The sequence below is a fragment of the Cupriavidus sp. 05L310 genome (genome assembly GCF_056398185.1).
Window position 1 is genome coordinate 58,117 of sequence record NZ_JBFTOX010000020.1, and the last position, 14,818, is coordinate 72,934.

The 14,818-nt window shown below is 61.3% G+C and carries 9 protein-coding genes; 5 read left to right on the plus strand and 4 right to left on the minus strand.

Annotated features, from left to right (window positions below; translation table 11 throughout):
- Positions 1-169 precede the first annotated feature (169 nt).
- From AC1DS6_RS16420 to AC1DS6_RS16430, 3 genes are all read left to right on the plus strand, one after another.
- Complete coding sequence (locus tag AC1DS6_RS16420) at positions 170-2,461, plus strand: arylsulfatase (RefSeq protein WP_477102741.1); 2,292 nt, start codon at positions 170-172, stop codon at positions 2,459-2,461.
- Positions 2,462-2,706: 245 nt separating this feature from the next.
- Complete coding sequence (locus tag AC1DS6_RS16425; protein WP_477102742.1) at positions 2,707-4,176, plus strand: acyl-CoA reductase; 1,470 nt, start codon at positions 2,707-2,709, stop codon at positions 4,174-4,176.
- Positions 4,177-4,200: 24 nt separating this feature from the next.
- Positions 4,201-5,619, plus strand: a complete 1,419-nt coding sequence (locus AC1DS6_RS16430) for a long-chain-fatty-acid--protein ligase (protein WP_441629501.1) — start codon at positions 4,201-4,203, stop codon at positions 5,617-5,619.
- Positions 5,620-5,754: 135 nt separating this feature from the next.
- Here the strand turns inward: AC1DS6_RS16430 and AC1DS6_RS16435 are convergent, their stop codons facing one another.
- From AC1DS6_RS16435 to AC1DS6_RS16450, 4 genes are all read right to left on the minus strand, one after another.
- Complete coding sequence (locus AC1DS6_RS16435; protein ID WP_441629502.1) at positions 5,755-6,549, minus strand: SDR family oxidoreductase; 795 nt, start codon at positions 6,547-6,549, stop codon at positions 5,755-5,757.
- Positions 6,550-6,895: 346 nt separating this feature from the next.
- On the minus strand, positions 6,896-7,141 hold the full coding sequence (locus AC1DS6_RS16440; RefSeq protein ID WP_441629503.1) for a hypothetical protein: 246 nt from the start codon (positions 7,139-7,141) through the stop codon (positions 6,896-6,898).
- A gap of 289 nt (positions 7,142-7,430) precedes the next feature.
- On the minus strand, positions 7,431-9,560 hold the full coding sequence (locus tag AC1DS6_RS16445) for an oxidoreductase (protein ID WP_477102743.1): 2,130 nt from the start codon (positions 9,558-9,560) through the stop codon (positions 7,431-7,433).
- A gap of 152 nt (positions 9,561-9,712) precedes the next feature.
- Complete coding sequence (locus AC1DS6_RS16450; RefSeq protein WP_441629505.1) at positions 9,713-10,315, minus strand: TetR/AcrR family transcriptional regulator; 603 nt, start codon at positions 10,313-10,315, stop codon at positions 9,713-9,715.
- Between the two features lie 274 nt (positions 10,316-10,589).
- Between AC1DS6_RS16450 and AC1DS6_RS16455 the strand changes: the two genes are divergently transcribed.
- Together AC1DS6_RS16455 and AC1DS6_RS16460 are read left to right on the plus strand one after the other, a co-directional pair.
- Positions 10,590-12,326, plus strand: coding sequence for an FAD-binding protein (locus AC1DS6_RS16455; protein WP_477102744.1), 1,737 nt, complete (start codon positions 10,590-10,592; stop codon positions 12,324-12,326).
- An 815-nt stretch (positions 12,327-13,141) separates the two neighbouring features.
- Positions 13,142-14,770: a hypothetical protein gene (locus AC1DS6_RS16460; protein WP_477102745.1), complete on the plus strand. Its 1,629-nt coding sequence runs from the start codon at positions 13,142-13,144 to the stop codon at positions 14,768-14,770.
- Positions 14,771-14,818: the final 48 nt, after the last annotated feature.

A 14,818-nucleotide genomic window follows, 5' to 3' on the forward strand; every position in this document is an offset into this window, starting at 1 on the left:
CGATAGCGGTCGCCGGTGAAATATTGTCTTGACGACGATCCATGGCGCTTGCTACATTCCATTCGAACATTTGATTCAATCGAATGCTTAGACATTCTGGCACACGCCCACGCGAAAGCGCAATAAGCATCGGTCAGAACGAAAACAACAGGAGACGCGAGAGACCATCATGAACAGACTACGCAAGCGTTTGGCCACGGCGTTGTGCCTGGCCCTGAGTTGCGCCGCGACCGGCTTCGGCTGGGCCGCCAGCAACGAGGTGCAGCCTGGCGATACACCGCCGGTAGTGCAGCTGCTGCGCGCGCCGGTCGGTGCGCCAAATGTGGTAGTGGTCTTGCTGGACGATGTAGGTTTCGGTGCGGCCGGCACCTTCGGCGGACCGGTCACGACACCTGCGATGGATGGCCTGGCCAGTGCGGGCTTGCGGTATAACCGGTTTCATACCACTGCAGTGTGTTCGCCGACACGCGCCTCGCTACTCACAGGCCGCAATCCACACGCAGCAGGTGTCGGCGCAGTGCTGAACTCGCCAAGCAGTTATCCGGGTTACCGGGGGATGCTGCAAAAGGACTCCGCCACAATTGCCGAACTGTTGCGTCAACAGGGCTATAGCACTGCGGCCTTTGGCAAGTGGCATCTGACACCGGATTGGGAAGCGTCGCAGATCGGTCCTTTTGACCGCTGGCCGACCGGCCAGGGCTTTGAAAAATTCTATGGGTTTATCGGCGCCGAAACCGATCAGTTCAATCCTTCGCTATACGATGGCACCACGCCAGTGCTAAAGACGGCCTCGAAGGACTACACCCTGAACGAAGATCTGTCGACACGCGCCGTCAACTGGATGCGCGCGCAACACTCGATCGCACCTGACAAGCCGTTCTTCGTGTACTTCGCCCCGGGCGGCACCCACGCTCCGCTCCAGGCACCCAAGGCATGGATCGAGAAGTACCGTGGCAGGTTTGACAAGGGCTGGGACGATATGCGGCTAGAAATCCTGGCCCGACAAAAATCCCTTGGCGTCGTGCCTCAGGATACAAAGCTGACACCGCGGCCGGATGAACTCCCCGCCTGGGACAGCCTTAGTACAGACCAGAAACGGGTTGCCGCACGGTTAATGGAAATCTACGCGGGGTTCCTCGCGCATACCGACGCGCAAATTGGCCGCCTGGTGCAATCATTGAAGGAGAGCGGCCAATTTGACAACACACTGTTTATCTACGTGATGGGCGACAACGGGGGCAGCCTTGAAGGCGGCATCCACGGCGCGGATAGCTACATGGGCAATTTGCAAGGCATGCCTGAGACACCGGCTGCCGATCTGGTGAAACGCCTGGACAGCCTGGGCGGCCCGAACAGCTATGTGCAGTATCCAGCCGGCTGGGCCTGGGCCATGAGTTCTCCCCTGCCATGGGCCAAGACGGTTGCTTCGCACCTGGGCGGAATTCGCAACGGCATGGTGGTTTCCTGGCCTGCACGAATCCGGGATCATGGTGGTCTGCGCAGGCAGTTCTCTCATGTGAACGATCTGGCGCCAACCATCCTAGAGGCGGCGGGACTGAAAGCCCCCGCAGATGTCAACGGCGTAAAGCAACGTCCGATGGACGGGACAAGCCTGATCTATAGCTTCGCTGACAAGGACGCACCGGAGAAGCACACCACGCAGTACTTCGAAGTTTTCGGCAACCGTTCGATCTATCACGAAGGCTGGTTGGCCTCGGCCCGGCACAAGGACCGAGACCCCTGGGCAAGCATATGCCAGGGAAAACGGCTCGCCGACGACACCTGGGCCCTCTTCAACCTGAATGAGGATTTCAGCCAGTCCACCGATCTGGCAGCCAAATTGCCGGAGAAACTCAAGGAGATGCAGGCGCTGTTCCTGGCGGAGGCGGCAAAGAATCAAGTATTGCCAATGCAGGACACGGCCTGCTCCCGCACGCCTCTCCCCAACCTGACTGGCAAGCGCACAGAGTTCAGCTACTTCGCGGGAGCGGTGGCCATCCCCGAGGCTGAAGCGCCAGCGATCAAGAACCGCTCGTACAGCATCGTGGCTACGGTGGATATTCCCAAGGGCGGCGCCCATGGTGTCATTGCCACCATGGGTGGCACTACCGCGGGCTGGTCCCTTTACCTTGACGATGAGGGCAAGCCGGTCTACGTGCAGAAAGTGTTCAATGCGGCGCGCATGGAGATTACGGGCAGCAAGCCGCTACAACCGGGCAGGAACGTGTTGCAGTTTGACTTCGCCTACGAGGGAACAGGTTATGCCAAGGGCGGCACCGGCACGCTTCAGGTGAACGGCAAGGCGATAGGCAGTGGCCATCTGCCGGTCACCACGCCAGGCTTCTTCTCCGCTGACGAGACCTTTGACGTTGGCATGGATACCGGCTCACCGGCCGGACATTACACCGCGGGTTATCCGTTTAGCGGCGTCATCGAGCGAGTGGATATCCGTCTGCGCTGAGCATCCCCGCCACCCCGGTCTCGCCGACCCCGTCATGGGTAAGGCGAGGCCCGCCACCGTTCCGTGGACGCATGCGAAGACGCCTGCCCTCCTGGACGGGCAATGGCGGAGGCGAACCACGCAACGACGCGCAAGCCATTGTCGAGGCAGCGTCTTGCGCCCCACGAGCGTCCGCATTGCCCCACCCGCTATACCAGTAGTTATTCTCCTTTCTTCCTAATGCCTCGACGGCAGGAGAGTTGCCCATGCGATCCCCACTACAGATACCATTCATTATCCGCGGTGAACTGATTGACAACTGCACACTGGAATTTGGCGGGCGCGGCGGAAATATCGCATTCTCCACGCCGAATCTAAAGAATTATCTGGACAGGCTCACACTAAACGCGCCATCGAAGATGGCGGACCTCTATGCGTTGACCTTCGACGATATCGTGGACTTCCTGGCGCAAGTGGGAAAGAAACTGGTCCTTTCGGAAAACCCTCACCTGCAGGCCGCCTACGATCTCTCCTGCCAGACATCGGGAATTTCCGATTCCATTCTGCGGCATCTCTATGAAGCAATACCGGAGATGTTCTCGCCCGCCGTTGTGCGCGAAACGGCGGAACGCCTGGTAGGCATTGACTATCTTGAAAAATGGGTCGAGCAGCCCTCCCGTGTGCATACGGGAAAACCCAGCCGCATTCGCGCCTTCGGTGCTCGCTGCGTCCATGTCATTGCAGGAAATGTGCCGATGGTGGGCGTTGGTACGGTTATCCGCAACGCCTTTACACGCTCGGATGCCATCATCAAGACGCCCTCGAATGACCCGCTTACCGCTACAGCCATCGCCCGCACCATGCTCGAACTGGACCCTGACCACCCTCTGACAAGGCACCTGAGCGTGGTGTATTGGAAAGGTGGCGACGAGTCCATCGAAAGACATATCTATGACCCGCGCCTGGTGGAAAAGGTCGTCGCCTGGGGTGGCTTCGCCAGCATCCGGCACATCACCCAATACTTGCAGCCAGGCTTGGATCTGATCACCCTTGACCCGAAACACAGCACCACCATCATTGGCCCGGAAGCCTTTGCAGATGCAGATACCATGCGCTCGGTCGCACGCAGGCTCGCACTCGACATCGGCGTGATGAACCAGGAAGGCTGCGTAAACGCGAGGGTTGTCTATGTGGCGTGCGGCACTGACGAGGCCGGTCTTGAACATGCCAATCAATTGGGCAAGCTGACCTTCGATGCCTTGCAGAAGCTGCCGACCACATTGAGTACACCTCACAAATCCTTCAGTCGCGAGCTCAAGGATGAAATCGACGGGCTGCGGCTTGCCGGTGACGAATACCGGGTGTACGGGGGTAGATCCAATGAGGGCGCAATCCTTGTTTCGCAAAACGACACCCCTGTGGATTTCGCCCGGCAGCTCGCCTGCCGGGTCGCCAATATCGTGCCGATCGATTCCATGGATACCGCAGTGATGTCCGTCAGCGCCTATACCCAGACGATCGGCCTCTACCCGGAATCGCTTAAGGATAGCCTGCGCGACCGGCTCGCGTACCAAGGTGGACAACGTCTCGTTTCGCTCGGCGCCGCGGCGCTTTTCGAGGATGCGGCAATTCCACAGGACGGCATCGAGCCGGTACGGCGGATGTGCAAGTGGATTGTGGAGCAAACCTCGGATGGCAACGCCCTGGAAGCGCTGGCCGCAGGCGCGTCGCATTGATCGTGATCTTCAAGGAGCAGTTCGATGTCCCGTATCCATGAACAGTTACTCGATGACGCATCGAGCTATGTCAACGCTCGCTACGACGAAGGATTTCGCCTGTCGCGAGAACAACTCGAACAGGTTCACCTGCGTGGCGTGCAGCGGAGGTTTGACACCATGCGCGATGAGATACCAGTGCTCAGAAGGCTGGCGGACGAACAGGGCATAGAGAAGATCGAACGGTTGAATGATGTAGTGCCCCTGCTCTTTCCCCACACAACCTACAAATCCTACCCGCTGTCGCTACTGGAGCGGGGTCAGTTCGATCGCCTGACGCGTTGGCTGAACGGATTGACAAGACAGGATCTCAGCAAACTGGATACCCAAGACATCAATACCATTGATGCATGGGTGAAACGGCTTGATGACGCCAGCGAATTGCGGATACTGCATACGTTTGGCACGAGCGGCAAGCTATCGTTCATGCCGCGCACTGCGAGAGAGTGGGCAATATCGAATACGCTCACCGCGCACTGCGTGCGTGACTGGCACGGCGCCGGCAGCGGGCCAGACCTGCTGCGCGCACGAATGCCAATGGTGCAACCGGGCTACCGCTTCGGCGCCGGCGCAACGTACCGGGGCGTGGAAGAGATGGTCAGGCGGTGGGCTGGAGGCGATGAGAATGCGCTGTTTCTCTATCCGGATGATTATTTCAGTGCTGATATCGCCTCCCTGGCAGGTCGCTTGCGTGCCGCCGAAGCGCGGGGCGAACAGGGTACGCTGGAGATATCGCCAGCGCTGCTGTCCCGCCGTGAGGAGTTCGCCGCACGGGAACGGCAGCGCCCGGAACAGATGAAGCGGTTCCTGGAAACGGCAGTCCAGCGATTCGGGAAGCAGGATATTTGCCTGTTCGCGGTATGGCCAATCCTGTACGAATGGGCCGAGGAAGCTCTGGCCAATGGTACGCGCAACGCCTTTGGCGCCGGCAGCGTGCTGATGAGTGGCGGCGGCAACAAAGGGCGCGCGCTGGCGGACAACTATCGCGAGAGAATATTCGAATTTCTGGGCTTCGACCGGGTATTCGAGTTCTACGGCATGAGCGAGCTGATGGTAAGCCTTCCTCGCTGCAGCCAAGGGCACTTTCATGTGCCACCGGTGTTGGTACCTTTTGTCCTCGACCCCGAGAACGGCCATCCGTTTCCGCGAGAAGGTACTCACACGGGCCGATTCGCCTTTGTGGATCTGCTGCCCGATTCCTACTGGGGAGGCTTGATCACCGGCGACGAAGTTACCTTGAGCGGCTGGGATGCCCCTTGCGAATGCGGGCGCAGCGGGCCCTACCTGCACGCTACCATTCAGCGCTACAGTGAAAAGCAAGGCGGGGATGACAAGATAAATTGTGCCGGCGCGCCGGAGGCCCATGACAAGGCGGTGGAATTTTTGTTGTCTGCAGTGCGATGATTGACTTCGGCTTGCCGAGTGCGCCGTCATCACGCCGCGGATAAGCTGTGCCACCCGCCAACTCGACTGACTTTTCCGAAATCCGGCCGGGCCGCCCCCCACAATTTGGATGCCGGCCCGGCGCGACCGTGCGGATCAGAACGCCAGCGGCCTTTGCGCAGCGTCGACGCCACCGTCGATGAACACGACATTGCCGTGCAGATATGCTGCCTCGGGGCGGCACAGGAACGCGATCAGCGCGGCTACCTCATCGGGCTGCGCGCGCCGCCCAAGGGGAGGCAGAAAGTCGCGGATGGCATCGCCATAGCGCGGATCCCGCAGGCCAGCCTGCAGCATAGGCGTTTCCACCGCGCCGGGCGCCACCACATTCAGGCGCACCCCGGCCCGCCCCCAGCTGGCGGCACGTTGCCGTGCCGCTGCCGCGACGGCGTTCTTCGCGCTCGCATACGCCAGATAGCCCGCCTGGGCGGCCTGCTCACCACCCGCCTCCTGCGCCGCGCGCACCAGGGCGTGCACGCCGTCCTCATCGCCCGCCAGGTAGGCGTCGCGCAGCGGGCTGCCTGCCCAGGACTGCAGCGTGGCCGAATTGGACGACACCACCACGGCGCACGGCGCCTTGCCTTGCCGCAATGCCTCGAACAAGCCGTCCAGCAGGGTTACCACGCCGAAGTAGTTGACCGAAGCAACCAGCGTCGCAGGATCGACATGCGGGCCCAAACCAGCGCAACAGATCAGCTTGTCGATCCTGCCGCCGGACTGCGACAGCGCGCCATCGATAGCGGCCTCCCGGCCGTGCCGGGTGGAGAGGTCGGCGTGGATCTCGGCATCGCGCAGGTCGATGCCGATGACCCTTTCGCCGTCGGCCAGCAGGCGCCGGCGTACGGCCGCGCCCATGCCGGAGGCCGAGCCGGTGATGATAGTAGTAGTCATGGTGTTCGTTCTGTGTGTGAAAAGAGGAAAAAGAAGAAGCGCTTCGGACGTTCGCGTGGGTACTGCATGTGGGTGCGAGTGGCCAGAAGTAAAACGCTGGGTTGCTCCCCTCTCCCATGAAATGGGAGAGCAAGCCCGGGGAGATGGCGAGCGCTCGCTCAACGCGATGCGCCTCACTCTTGCGCAGGCCTGCCCACTCCCCCAACCTCACCCGCCATGCGCGGGTGAGGGGGAGCTACGGCAGTGCTGGAATTAGCCCAGCAATGAATCGACCCACACGAAAGTCGGATGAACCAAAGAAAAAGGCGAAGGCGGAAAGGAGAGAATCGAGACAAACCAGACGGCGTCAGCGTAACGGCCGCTGGCTGAGCTCCATCAGCACCGCCGCGCCGCGGCTACGCAGGCAATCATCGTCGCAGACAGGCCACTCTCGCGCCGCGTTGGCGGAAACGACGATGCCGGTGCCGGCATCGTCGTCGCCACCGTGGCCGGCAAGCGCGGTGGCGGCGCCCGTTGCCAGGGTCAGCAACACTCCGGCCACCACACCCGCGGCGACCAGTCCCGTCGCCCACAACCACCGAGTCCGCTTCATCGCTGTCTCCCGACCGTTTTTTTGGCTTCTGACTGGATGTTAGTCACCGGTCCGGCAAGCCGCTTCGTCTGAGCGGACTAAGGGGAATCCCGCGAATGGCGATATTCATGATGGACCTCCGTGCGGGAGGGTGGTAAGCCCCTCAGCGTCGCCGACCGGTGGGTGCGTCGGGTCCGTCTCGGTAAATCAGCATCCAGCATTCAAGGGCGGCAACGCCGGCGACCGGCCGATCCACTGGCTGGTCGCCGGGAAACCGCGCCCGGCCGGGGCACCTCCCTGAGGCGGGGAGTCATATTTGCGAGATTTCCTTCGCCGCTCTCGCCGCACCGCGCATAGCACCTTCGATATAGCCGATGCCGGTGCAATCGCCAACTTCATGGACCTTAAAGCCTTCGGTCTCCAACTGCCTGGCAAGCGTCAAGTCACCTGCCGCACCTTTGGCCACGATGACGCTATTCGCATCGACCGCCTGCGCATTGCCTGCCTGGTCGGTGAAGCAAACCCTGTCAGGTTCGATCCGGATGTCCGAGGCCCCCGGAAAGAGACCAAGGCCGTGCTCCTTAAGCTCCGCAAGCAGCCGCATCCGGCGGACTATCGTCAGTCCCGCGCCGAACCGCGGCGCCTCATCGACGACTGTCACCAATCGTCCGCGCTCGGACAGGAACTCGGCCAGTTCGAGACCGACCAGTTCGCCACCGATGATCACGACGTGCTTGCCCAACGGCATCCATTGCCGGGTCGCCTGGCGAACGAAATCGAGATTCGAGGTCAGGCCGCTCGCCGCACCGATTTTTGATGCCATGCGTGTCGCCCACCCGACCTTGCGCGCCAGTTCCTGTGAGCCTTCACCGAGCATCAGGCGGCGCATGTCGTCCCCGCTCATGACGTGCGGCAGGTCGTTTCCTGGTATCGGCGGCAATCCGCGCACCGCGCCGGTTGCAACGACAACGACGTCCGGGGATAGCGTGCGCAGCAGCTCGGGCGTCGCTCGTGTGCGCAGGCGCACGTCGATTTGTGACGATTCAACCTGGTGCCTGAGCCAGTCGAGCAGTGGCTCGTTGGCCTCATAGGCGAGCGCGGCAATGCGCAGCGTGCCGCCCAGTTGGTTGGCCTGCTCCAGCAACGTTACTTGATGCCCGTCCGCCCGTAGCCGGCGCGCCGACTCCATGCCACCGGGGCCTCCGCCGATAACCACGACTCGCTTGCCACTCTTCGGTAATTGACGATGCAAATACTCGAAACCGATTTCGGGGTTGACCGCGCAGCGCAGCGGCTTGCCAACGTAGATTGCGCTAATGCATGTGTAGCAATAGATGCAGGGCAGCACGTCATTGGGCCGCCCTTCGGTGAGCTTTCGCGGCAGATACGGGTCGGCTAGCAACTTCCTCCCCATTGAGACGAAATCGATCGAGCCATCGGCAATCCTTTCGTCGCCCAGCGCGGGCTCGATCCGGCCCGATGCGATGATCGGAATGCTGACCGCGGCCTTGATCCGCGCCGCAAACGGAAGATTGAGCCCGGGCTCATGCGGGGTATGCGATGCCGAATGCAACTTTGGCTTGCCCGCGTCATGATAGGCGCTCACGGTGATCGCGTTGGCCCCCTCCTCCTCGACGATCTGCGCGGTGCGCACCGCCTCGTCAATCGTGATGCCGCCCGGAATGCCTTCCTCGCGCGAGTCGAGTTTGCACCACACAGGAAAATCGGGACCAACCGCCGTACGCGCGGCCCGAATCACCTCGACCAGGAGACGGACGCGATTTTCCAGCGGGCCTCCATATTCATCGGTACGCCGGTTCGTCGTGGGCGAGATGAACGACGACAGGAGATAGCCGTGCCCGCCATGGATCTCGACGCCGTCAAAGCCGGCCCGCCGCGCCCGGCTCGCAGCCGCGGCAAATTGCGCGATCAGCGTGTCGATGTCGGCCTTCGTCATGACCTGAATCGTCACGCCGGTGATGCGGCCGAACGGCGCCTCGGCCAACTCTTCGAGCAAGAACGCCTCAGTGAAATCGCCAGTGGGAGGTTCAGGCAGGGAGGGCGCCCACACCGGCCGCCCCGCAAGCATATCCTCCACGCCGACCAATCCTCCATGGTGAAGTTGCGCGGCGATCTTTGCGCCGTGCGCGTGGACGGCTTCGGTCAGCGCGGTCAGGCCGGGAAGAAAGCGATCGTCCGAAATGGCGATCTGGTTCACCTGATTGGCACCGGTCGGCCAAGCCACGCCGGCAACGCCGGTGATGATCAGGCCCGCCCCCCCTTTGGCCTGCGATTCGTGATAGCGGACGATGCGCTCACCGCATTGGCCATCTGGCTCCGCAAGGCTCGCACCCATCGCGGTGACGACGATGCGGTTGCGTAGTGTCATCGTGCCGATTCGGCCGGGTGCAAGCAGGTGGCGATACGATGTGCGGCTCATTGACTGGCTCCTGTGATTGCCTCTTGATAGAAATGCCGGCGGCACGGCGGCGCAAGGCGTGTCATTTGTCTCTCCGCATCGATCATCCGATTTTGGGGAGTGTCATTCGTTCATATGCGGATCTGTCATGCGCGGCGGAATGCCACGCAAGATCACGCAGACGTGCCATGCCGGACGCCGCGGAGAATCCGCATCTGCCGGCGAATCGCACCCTCGTCCGCAGGAACCAGGCTATAGGCAAGCCCGATGCGGCTAGCCAGCGCAATGATGTCGTCCAGCGAAGCGGGCGTCGCGCCTGACTTCTCTACGTAATCGCGGTAGCGGTCAGCCAGCACCTTGTGCCACATGGGCTTGATGTTCTCGAGGATGTAGGGAAACACCTCCGCCGTAACGCTTCTGGCCAGGTAGTCCTGACGAAGCCCGGCGAGGCGTTGCCGGTACTTCACGGCGAAACACACGCACTCTTCGAGATACCCCTCGAAATCCCCCTCGTAGCCCGACAAGCTACGCTGCATCTCCTCGAAAAAGACGCCGTTTTCCGCGTCAATCGCGGCTTGGATCAGATCATTCCGGGTGCTGTAGTAGCGGTAAAGGGTTCTGCGTGAAATGTTGGCGCGCTTGGCCACATCATCCACGGTGAAACCCTCGATACCCATCTCGGCCATGCAGTCGAGCGTGGACCTCAGAATCAGGACGCGCCCTTGCTCGGGACTGTCTATTCGGCTGGCGTCTCCCCAGCGAAGTTGTCTATTCATTCGGAACCTTGCCTCTTGCGGAGTGATGCGCTCTTGATCGCAGTGTGATCCCGGCATTGCCGTGGCGCCTTCACCCAGTATTGCACAAAGAATATTTTTTGTGCCATTGTTTTGACTCATTTCTGTATTTATGTGCCATAGTGGCCGCACCCGATGCGCTTTGCCGCGCTCGGAAACGGGCAACTTGTTGACCTCTGAACCGGCGTACTTCGGCCCGCCTAACCACTGACTGGTACAGGTCGCCTGGAAAACACTTAACGTTGGAGGCAAGCCAATGAACAACAGCAATCCGGCCGTGAATTGGAATACATCGTACGACGTGGTCGTCGTCGGTTCCGGGGCAGGCGCGATGACGGCCGCGCTGCGCGCATACGATCTCGGCTTGACCGTGCTCCTCGTCGAGAAAAGCCCGCACTATGGGGGCACGACGGCTATTTCCGGCGGCGGAATCTGGATCCCTTGCAATGGTCAGATCCAATCTCTAGGCGGCAACGACTCCTATGAGGAAGCGGTGGCGTATCTCCGGGATGTCATAGGGGAAGATTTCGATCTGAACAGAATCAATGCCTATCTCAAAAACGGGCCGGAGATGGTCCAATATCTCGCCACGCAGGCGCAGACGCATTTCCACGCGGTGCCCCGCTATCCCGACTACTATCCGGACCGCACGGGAGGAAAACCGGGTTACCGCACCATGGAGCCAGCGGCATTCGACGCGCGCCGGCTCGGCGATGCATTTGACGAACTCCGCGCCCCATCGCCCGCCACCCTGGTCGGCGGGCGCATTTCGCTGACGCAGATCGAAGCCCACACCATCGTAGCGAAGGAGTCCGGCTGGCTCGGCCTGTTGGCACGCCTCGCGTTCCGGTACGCAACGGATTTGCGCTGGCGCTGTCGAACGCACCGGGACCGCCGGCTCACGCTTGGCAACGCCCTGGTCGCGAGCCTGCGCGCGGCACTCGCGCATCGGTCCATACCGCTGTGGCTCGACACCCCGATGCGCACGCTCCACGCGCACGATGCCCGCGTGACCGGCGTGGCGGTGGAGCGACAGGGACGCGAGTACAACGTACGCGCGCGATGCGCGGTGGTGCTCGCCTGCGGAGGCTTCGAATCCAGCCAGGAAATGCGCGACCAATACCTGCCGAAGCCCACGCAAGCCGAATGGACAGCCGCCCCGCCCATCAATACCGGAGATGGAATTCGGGCTGGTCTCAAGCTCGGCGCGAACGTTTCGCTGATGGGATACACATGGGGTGTGCCGACGGTACGGGTTCCCGGGGAGGAAAAACAACGCGGGCTTTTCGTGGAGCGCTCATTGCCGCGATGCGTGCTGGTCAATCGGCTCGGTCGACGCTTCGTCAACGAAGCAGCGCCGTACCCGGACATCATCCACGCCATGTATGCCGACCACGCGCAAACAAATGCGAATGTGCCGGCATGGCTCGTGTTCGATGCAGAGTATAGAAAACGCTATCCGTGCGGCGTGCTGCTTCCCGGCAGCATACAGCCTGACTCCAGGATTCCGCATGGCTGGCTGGACCATGTCATCTATCGCGCCGGAACGCTGGCCGAACTGGCCACAAAAATCGGCGTCGATCCACGCGGCCTTGCCACGACTGTCGCGCAAATGAACGCCTATGCGTCAGATGGTACCGACCTCGAATTCGGCAAGGGAAGCAATATCTTCGACCGCTACTATGGCGACATCTCCTCCAAGCCGAACCCGTGCCTGGGCCCAATCGACCGCGCCCCTTTCTACGCGCTGCGGATCGATCCCGGCGAGATCGGCACCAAGGGCGGATTGAGCACTGACGCCTGCGCCCGCGTCCTCCGTCCCGATGGCAGCGTAATCGAGGGATGCTATGCGATCGGGAATACCTCGGCCGCGGTCATGGGAAAAACCTATCCCGGACCAGGTTCGACTATCGGGCCGGCGATGACCTTTGGCTACATCGCCGCGAATCAGATCGCGGCAGAGAAAATCGGCGGAGGCAATCCCCGCCCATAAGCAGATTGAGACGGGCTGGAAACCGTGAAGTCCGACGTTGCCCAGAGCTTAACGACCAGAGGGAAGCTGGAACGTTTACCCCCGCGGGATCTATACGCAATCCGGGCTAACCCTCCTCTTGCTGCCACAAAAAAACACTTCCGAGCCGCGGTTGGCTGAACGGCTTTGCAGAGCCTCCTCAAAGCCACCTATGACGCACATATGTGTGTAGTCCGATTGGACGATGCTGACGCCAGATTCCACAAATATGCTTCGATCAAGAGACCGGCCCTAACGGTACAACAGGAATCGGCATCTGCCCGTGGTGGGCAGTAGCAAGAGGAGACAGCGATGAGAGCATGGTTGCGGGCGGGTAGTCTGTTTGGGGCCGGTGCGGCCGTGGCCCTGGGTCTTGCGTTTGCTGAGGGCCTGCCGTCTGCCCGGCCTGGCTTTGATCCGGAGAGCGCGATCAGACACGACGGACACCTGGCCGGCACAGAAACCAATGGCGCGGCTATCATGCAGGCGTCTTGCGACGACACCTGCCGGCAGAGCATTGGGGTTGCCGCGGTTGCCCTCCTGAATCGCCGCAGCGTCCCATAGTGTACGTTCCATGCCGACGGGCCTGGTCAGATCCGTGCCGCAATGCCGGCAAGATGCTGCGCCCAGATGTCCCCGCCACCTTCACATTAGCGTTGTTGGCCACAGCAAGCCGCCGGGCGGCACGCCCGCGTGAGCGCATCGTGCATTCCGCCGATTGAATGGCTCCGCCGAACAACCTCAATTCGTCAGCCTCACCTCACAATCACAGCCATACTTATCCACGGAGTTACCCAATGAGAGCATTGCTCTTCGCGTCGACCGCGGTCGCGCTTGCGACAGCAAGCCTTACGTGCGCGCAAGCCGCCCAGCAAGAGAACGCCACCTTCCCGGGCCGCAACCCCTGGCTGACCGACAGCGTCTATCCCATTTCGCACGACAATCCGGCCGCGACCGATTCCGTCCCGCATGCCGGCCCAACCAAGGGCCGCAGGCTGTCGACAGATGATGTGAAGTCCGTTCCAACCGTCTTTACCTCGAATCCCACAGTGAAGAAGATCGGCGACAAGACGATCATCTTCGCTGCCGGCGTCGAGGGCATCAGCAAGATCGACGCGACCGGTGAGGCCTATGACCTGGTCTCACTCCTGCCCTACCCTGGAATGGAGAAACTGGCCACGAATGCCAATCGCGAGAAGATCCGGGCGGCACTGGAGGAAGTCGATGCCGCTCGGCGCGCGAATGATGACGCCAAGCTGCTGGCACTGTCGGGGAAGATGGAGGAACTGGGCTTCAAGCGCCAGTCGCTGGCCAACGGCGCCTACAACATGATTGACAAGGATGGCGTTCACTATGCGGCCTTTGGTGGCCTGAAGATCCTCAAGTCCACCGACGACAATGATCCGAAGAAGCCACTGCGCGTCGTCAAATTCCGGGACTTCTCGGAGGCATTGCCTGAGGACATGCGCAAATCTGCCATCATCGGCATGGGCATGACCTATGCTGGCGATGTCGTTGCCGCGGCGCATGGCGCAGTGCTCCTGCTGGACCGCGACCTCAATCTCAAAAGCACGCTGCTGCTGCCGGGCGAGGCGATCGAAAACAGCATCTGCATTGACGAGAATAGCGGCATCTATGTGGTCACATCCAAGCGCATGCTGAAGATCGTCTGGACTGGCAACAAGCTCTCCTATGATGAAGCCGATGGTGGCTGGCAGTCCGACTACAACACCATGAGCAGGGCGCAGGCCATCGCTGCCGGCGCTCTGACGACTTCTGGCGGATCCGGCACCACGCCGACGCTGATGGGCTTCGGCAACGACCCCGACAAGCTGGTTGTGATTGCCGACGGTGATGAAAAGGGAGCCAACCTCGTGGCCTTCTGGCGCGACCGGATTCCGCCCGGATTCAAGCAGAAGCCGGGCACCAGGTCCGCACGCATCGCTGATCAGATTCCACTGGAAATATCCAAGGCCACGGTCGAGCCGTCGCCGGAGGTGCTGGGCTATGGCGTCGCCCTGCTGAATAACTCCTACCCGAAGCCCGCGCCAGATATATGGGGCAACGCGATAACGCCCGGCCTGACCCGGCCCGCCCCGCGTGGGGTAGCCAAGTTCAACTGGAACACTCGGACGAAGTCATTCGAGAAGGCCTGGGTCAACAAGGAGATCGACAACACGGATGTGATGGTCCCTGTCATTTCCGCCAAGAGCAACATGATCTACCTCGCCAACAAGGAAAACGGCAACTACGAGTATGTAGGCCTTGACTGGGATACCGGCGCCATCAAGGCCCGCTGGCCGTTCCCGGACGACAGCCGCAAATGGAACGCCTGGGGCGGTATTACCGCATTGCTCGAGGATGGGGATCTGCTGATCGGCGGCATCTTCTCCACGAAGCGGGTGAACGTCGGAGACGGGAAGTAGCGGCAACGTGAGCGCGGCGCCAAAGACTCTGCATAGAGTCGTGCGCCG

What these genes read in the sequence shown, in the direction of transcription:
- AC1DS6_RS16420 (WP_477102741.1), top strand. Translation starts at nt 170, where the DNA reads ATGAACAGACTACGCAAGCGTTTGGCCACGGCGTTGTGCCTGGCCCTG.
- AC1DS6_RS16425 (WP_477102742.1), top strand. Translation starts at nt 2,707, where the DNA reads ATGCGATCCCCACTACAGATACCATTCATTATCCGCGGTGAACTGATT.
- AC1DS6_RS16430 (WP_441629501.1), top strand. Translation starts at nt 4,201, where the DNA reads ATGTCCCGTATCCATGAACAGTTACTCGATGACGCATCGAGCTATGTC.
- AC1DS6_RS16435 (WP_441629502.1), bottom strand. Translation starts at nt 6,549, where the DNA reads ATGACTACTACTATCATCACCGGCTCGGCCTCCGGCATGGGCGCGGCC.
- AC1DS6_RS16440 (WP_441629503.1), bottom strand. Translation starts at nt 7,141, where the DNA reads ATGAAGCGGACTCGGTGGTTGTGGGCGACGGGACTGGTCGCCGCGGGT.
- AC1DS6_RS16445 (WP_477102743.1), bottom strand. Translation starts at nt 9,560, where the DNA reads ATGAGCCGCACATCGTATCGCCACCTGCTTGCACCCGGCCGAATCGGC.
- AC1DS6_RS16450 (WP_441629505.1), bottom strand. Translation starts at nt 10,315, where the DNA reads ATGAATAGACAACTTCGCTGGGGAGACGCCAGCCGAATAGACAGTCCC.
- AC1DS6_RS16455 (WP_477102744.1), top strand. Translation starts at nt 10,590, where the DNA reads ATGAACAACAGCAATCCGGCCGTGAATTGGAATACATCGTACGACGTG.
- AC1DS6_RS16460 (WP_477102745.1), top strand. Translation starts at nt 13,142, where the DNA reads ATGAGAGCATTGCTCTTCGCGTCGACCGCGGTCGCGCTTGCGACAGCA.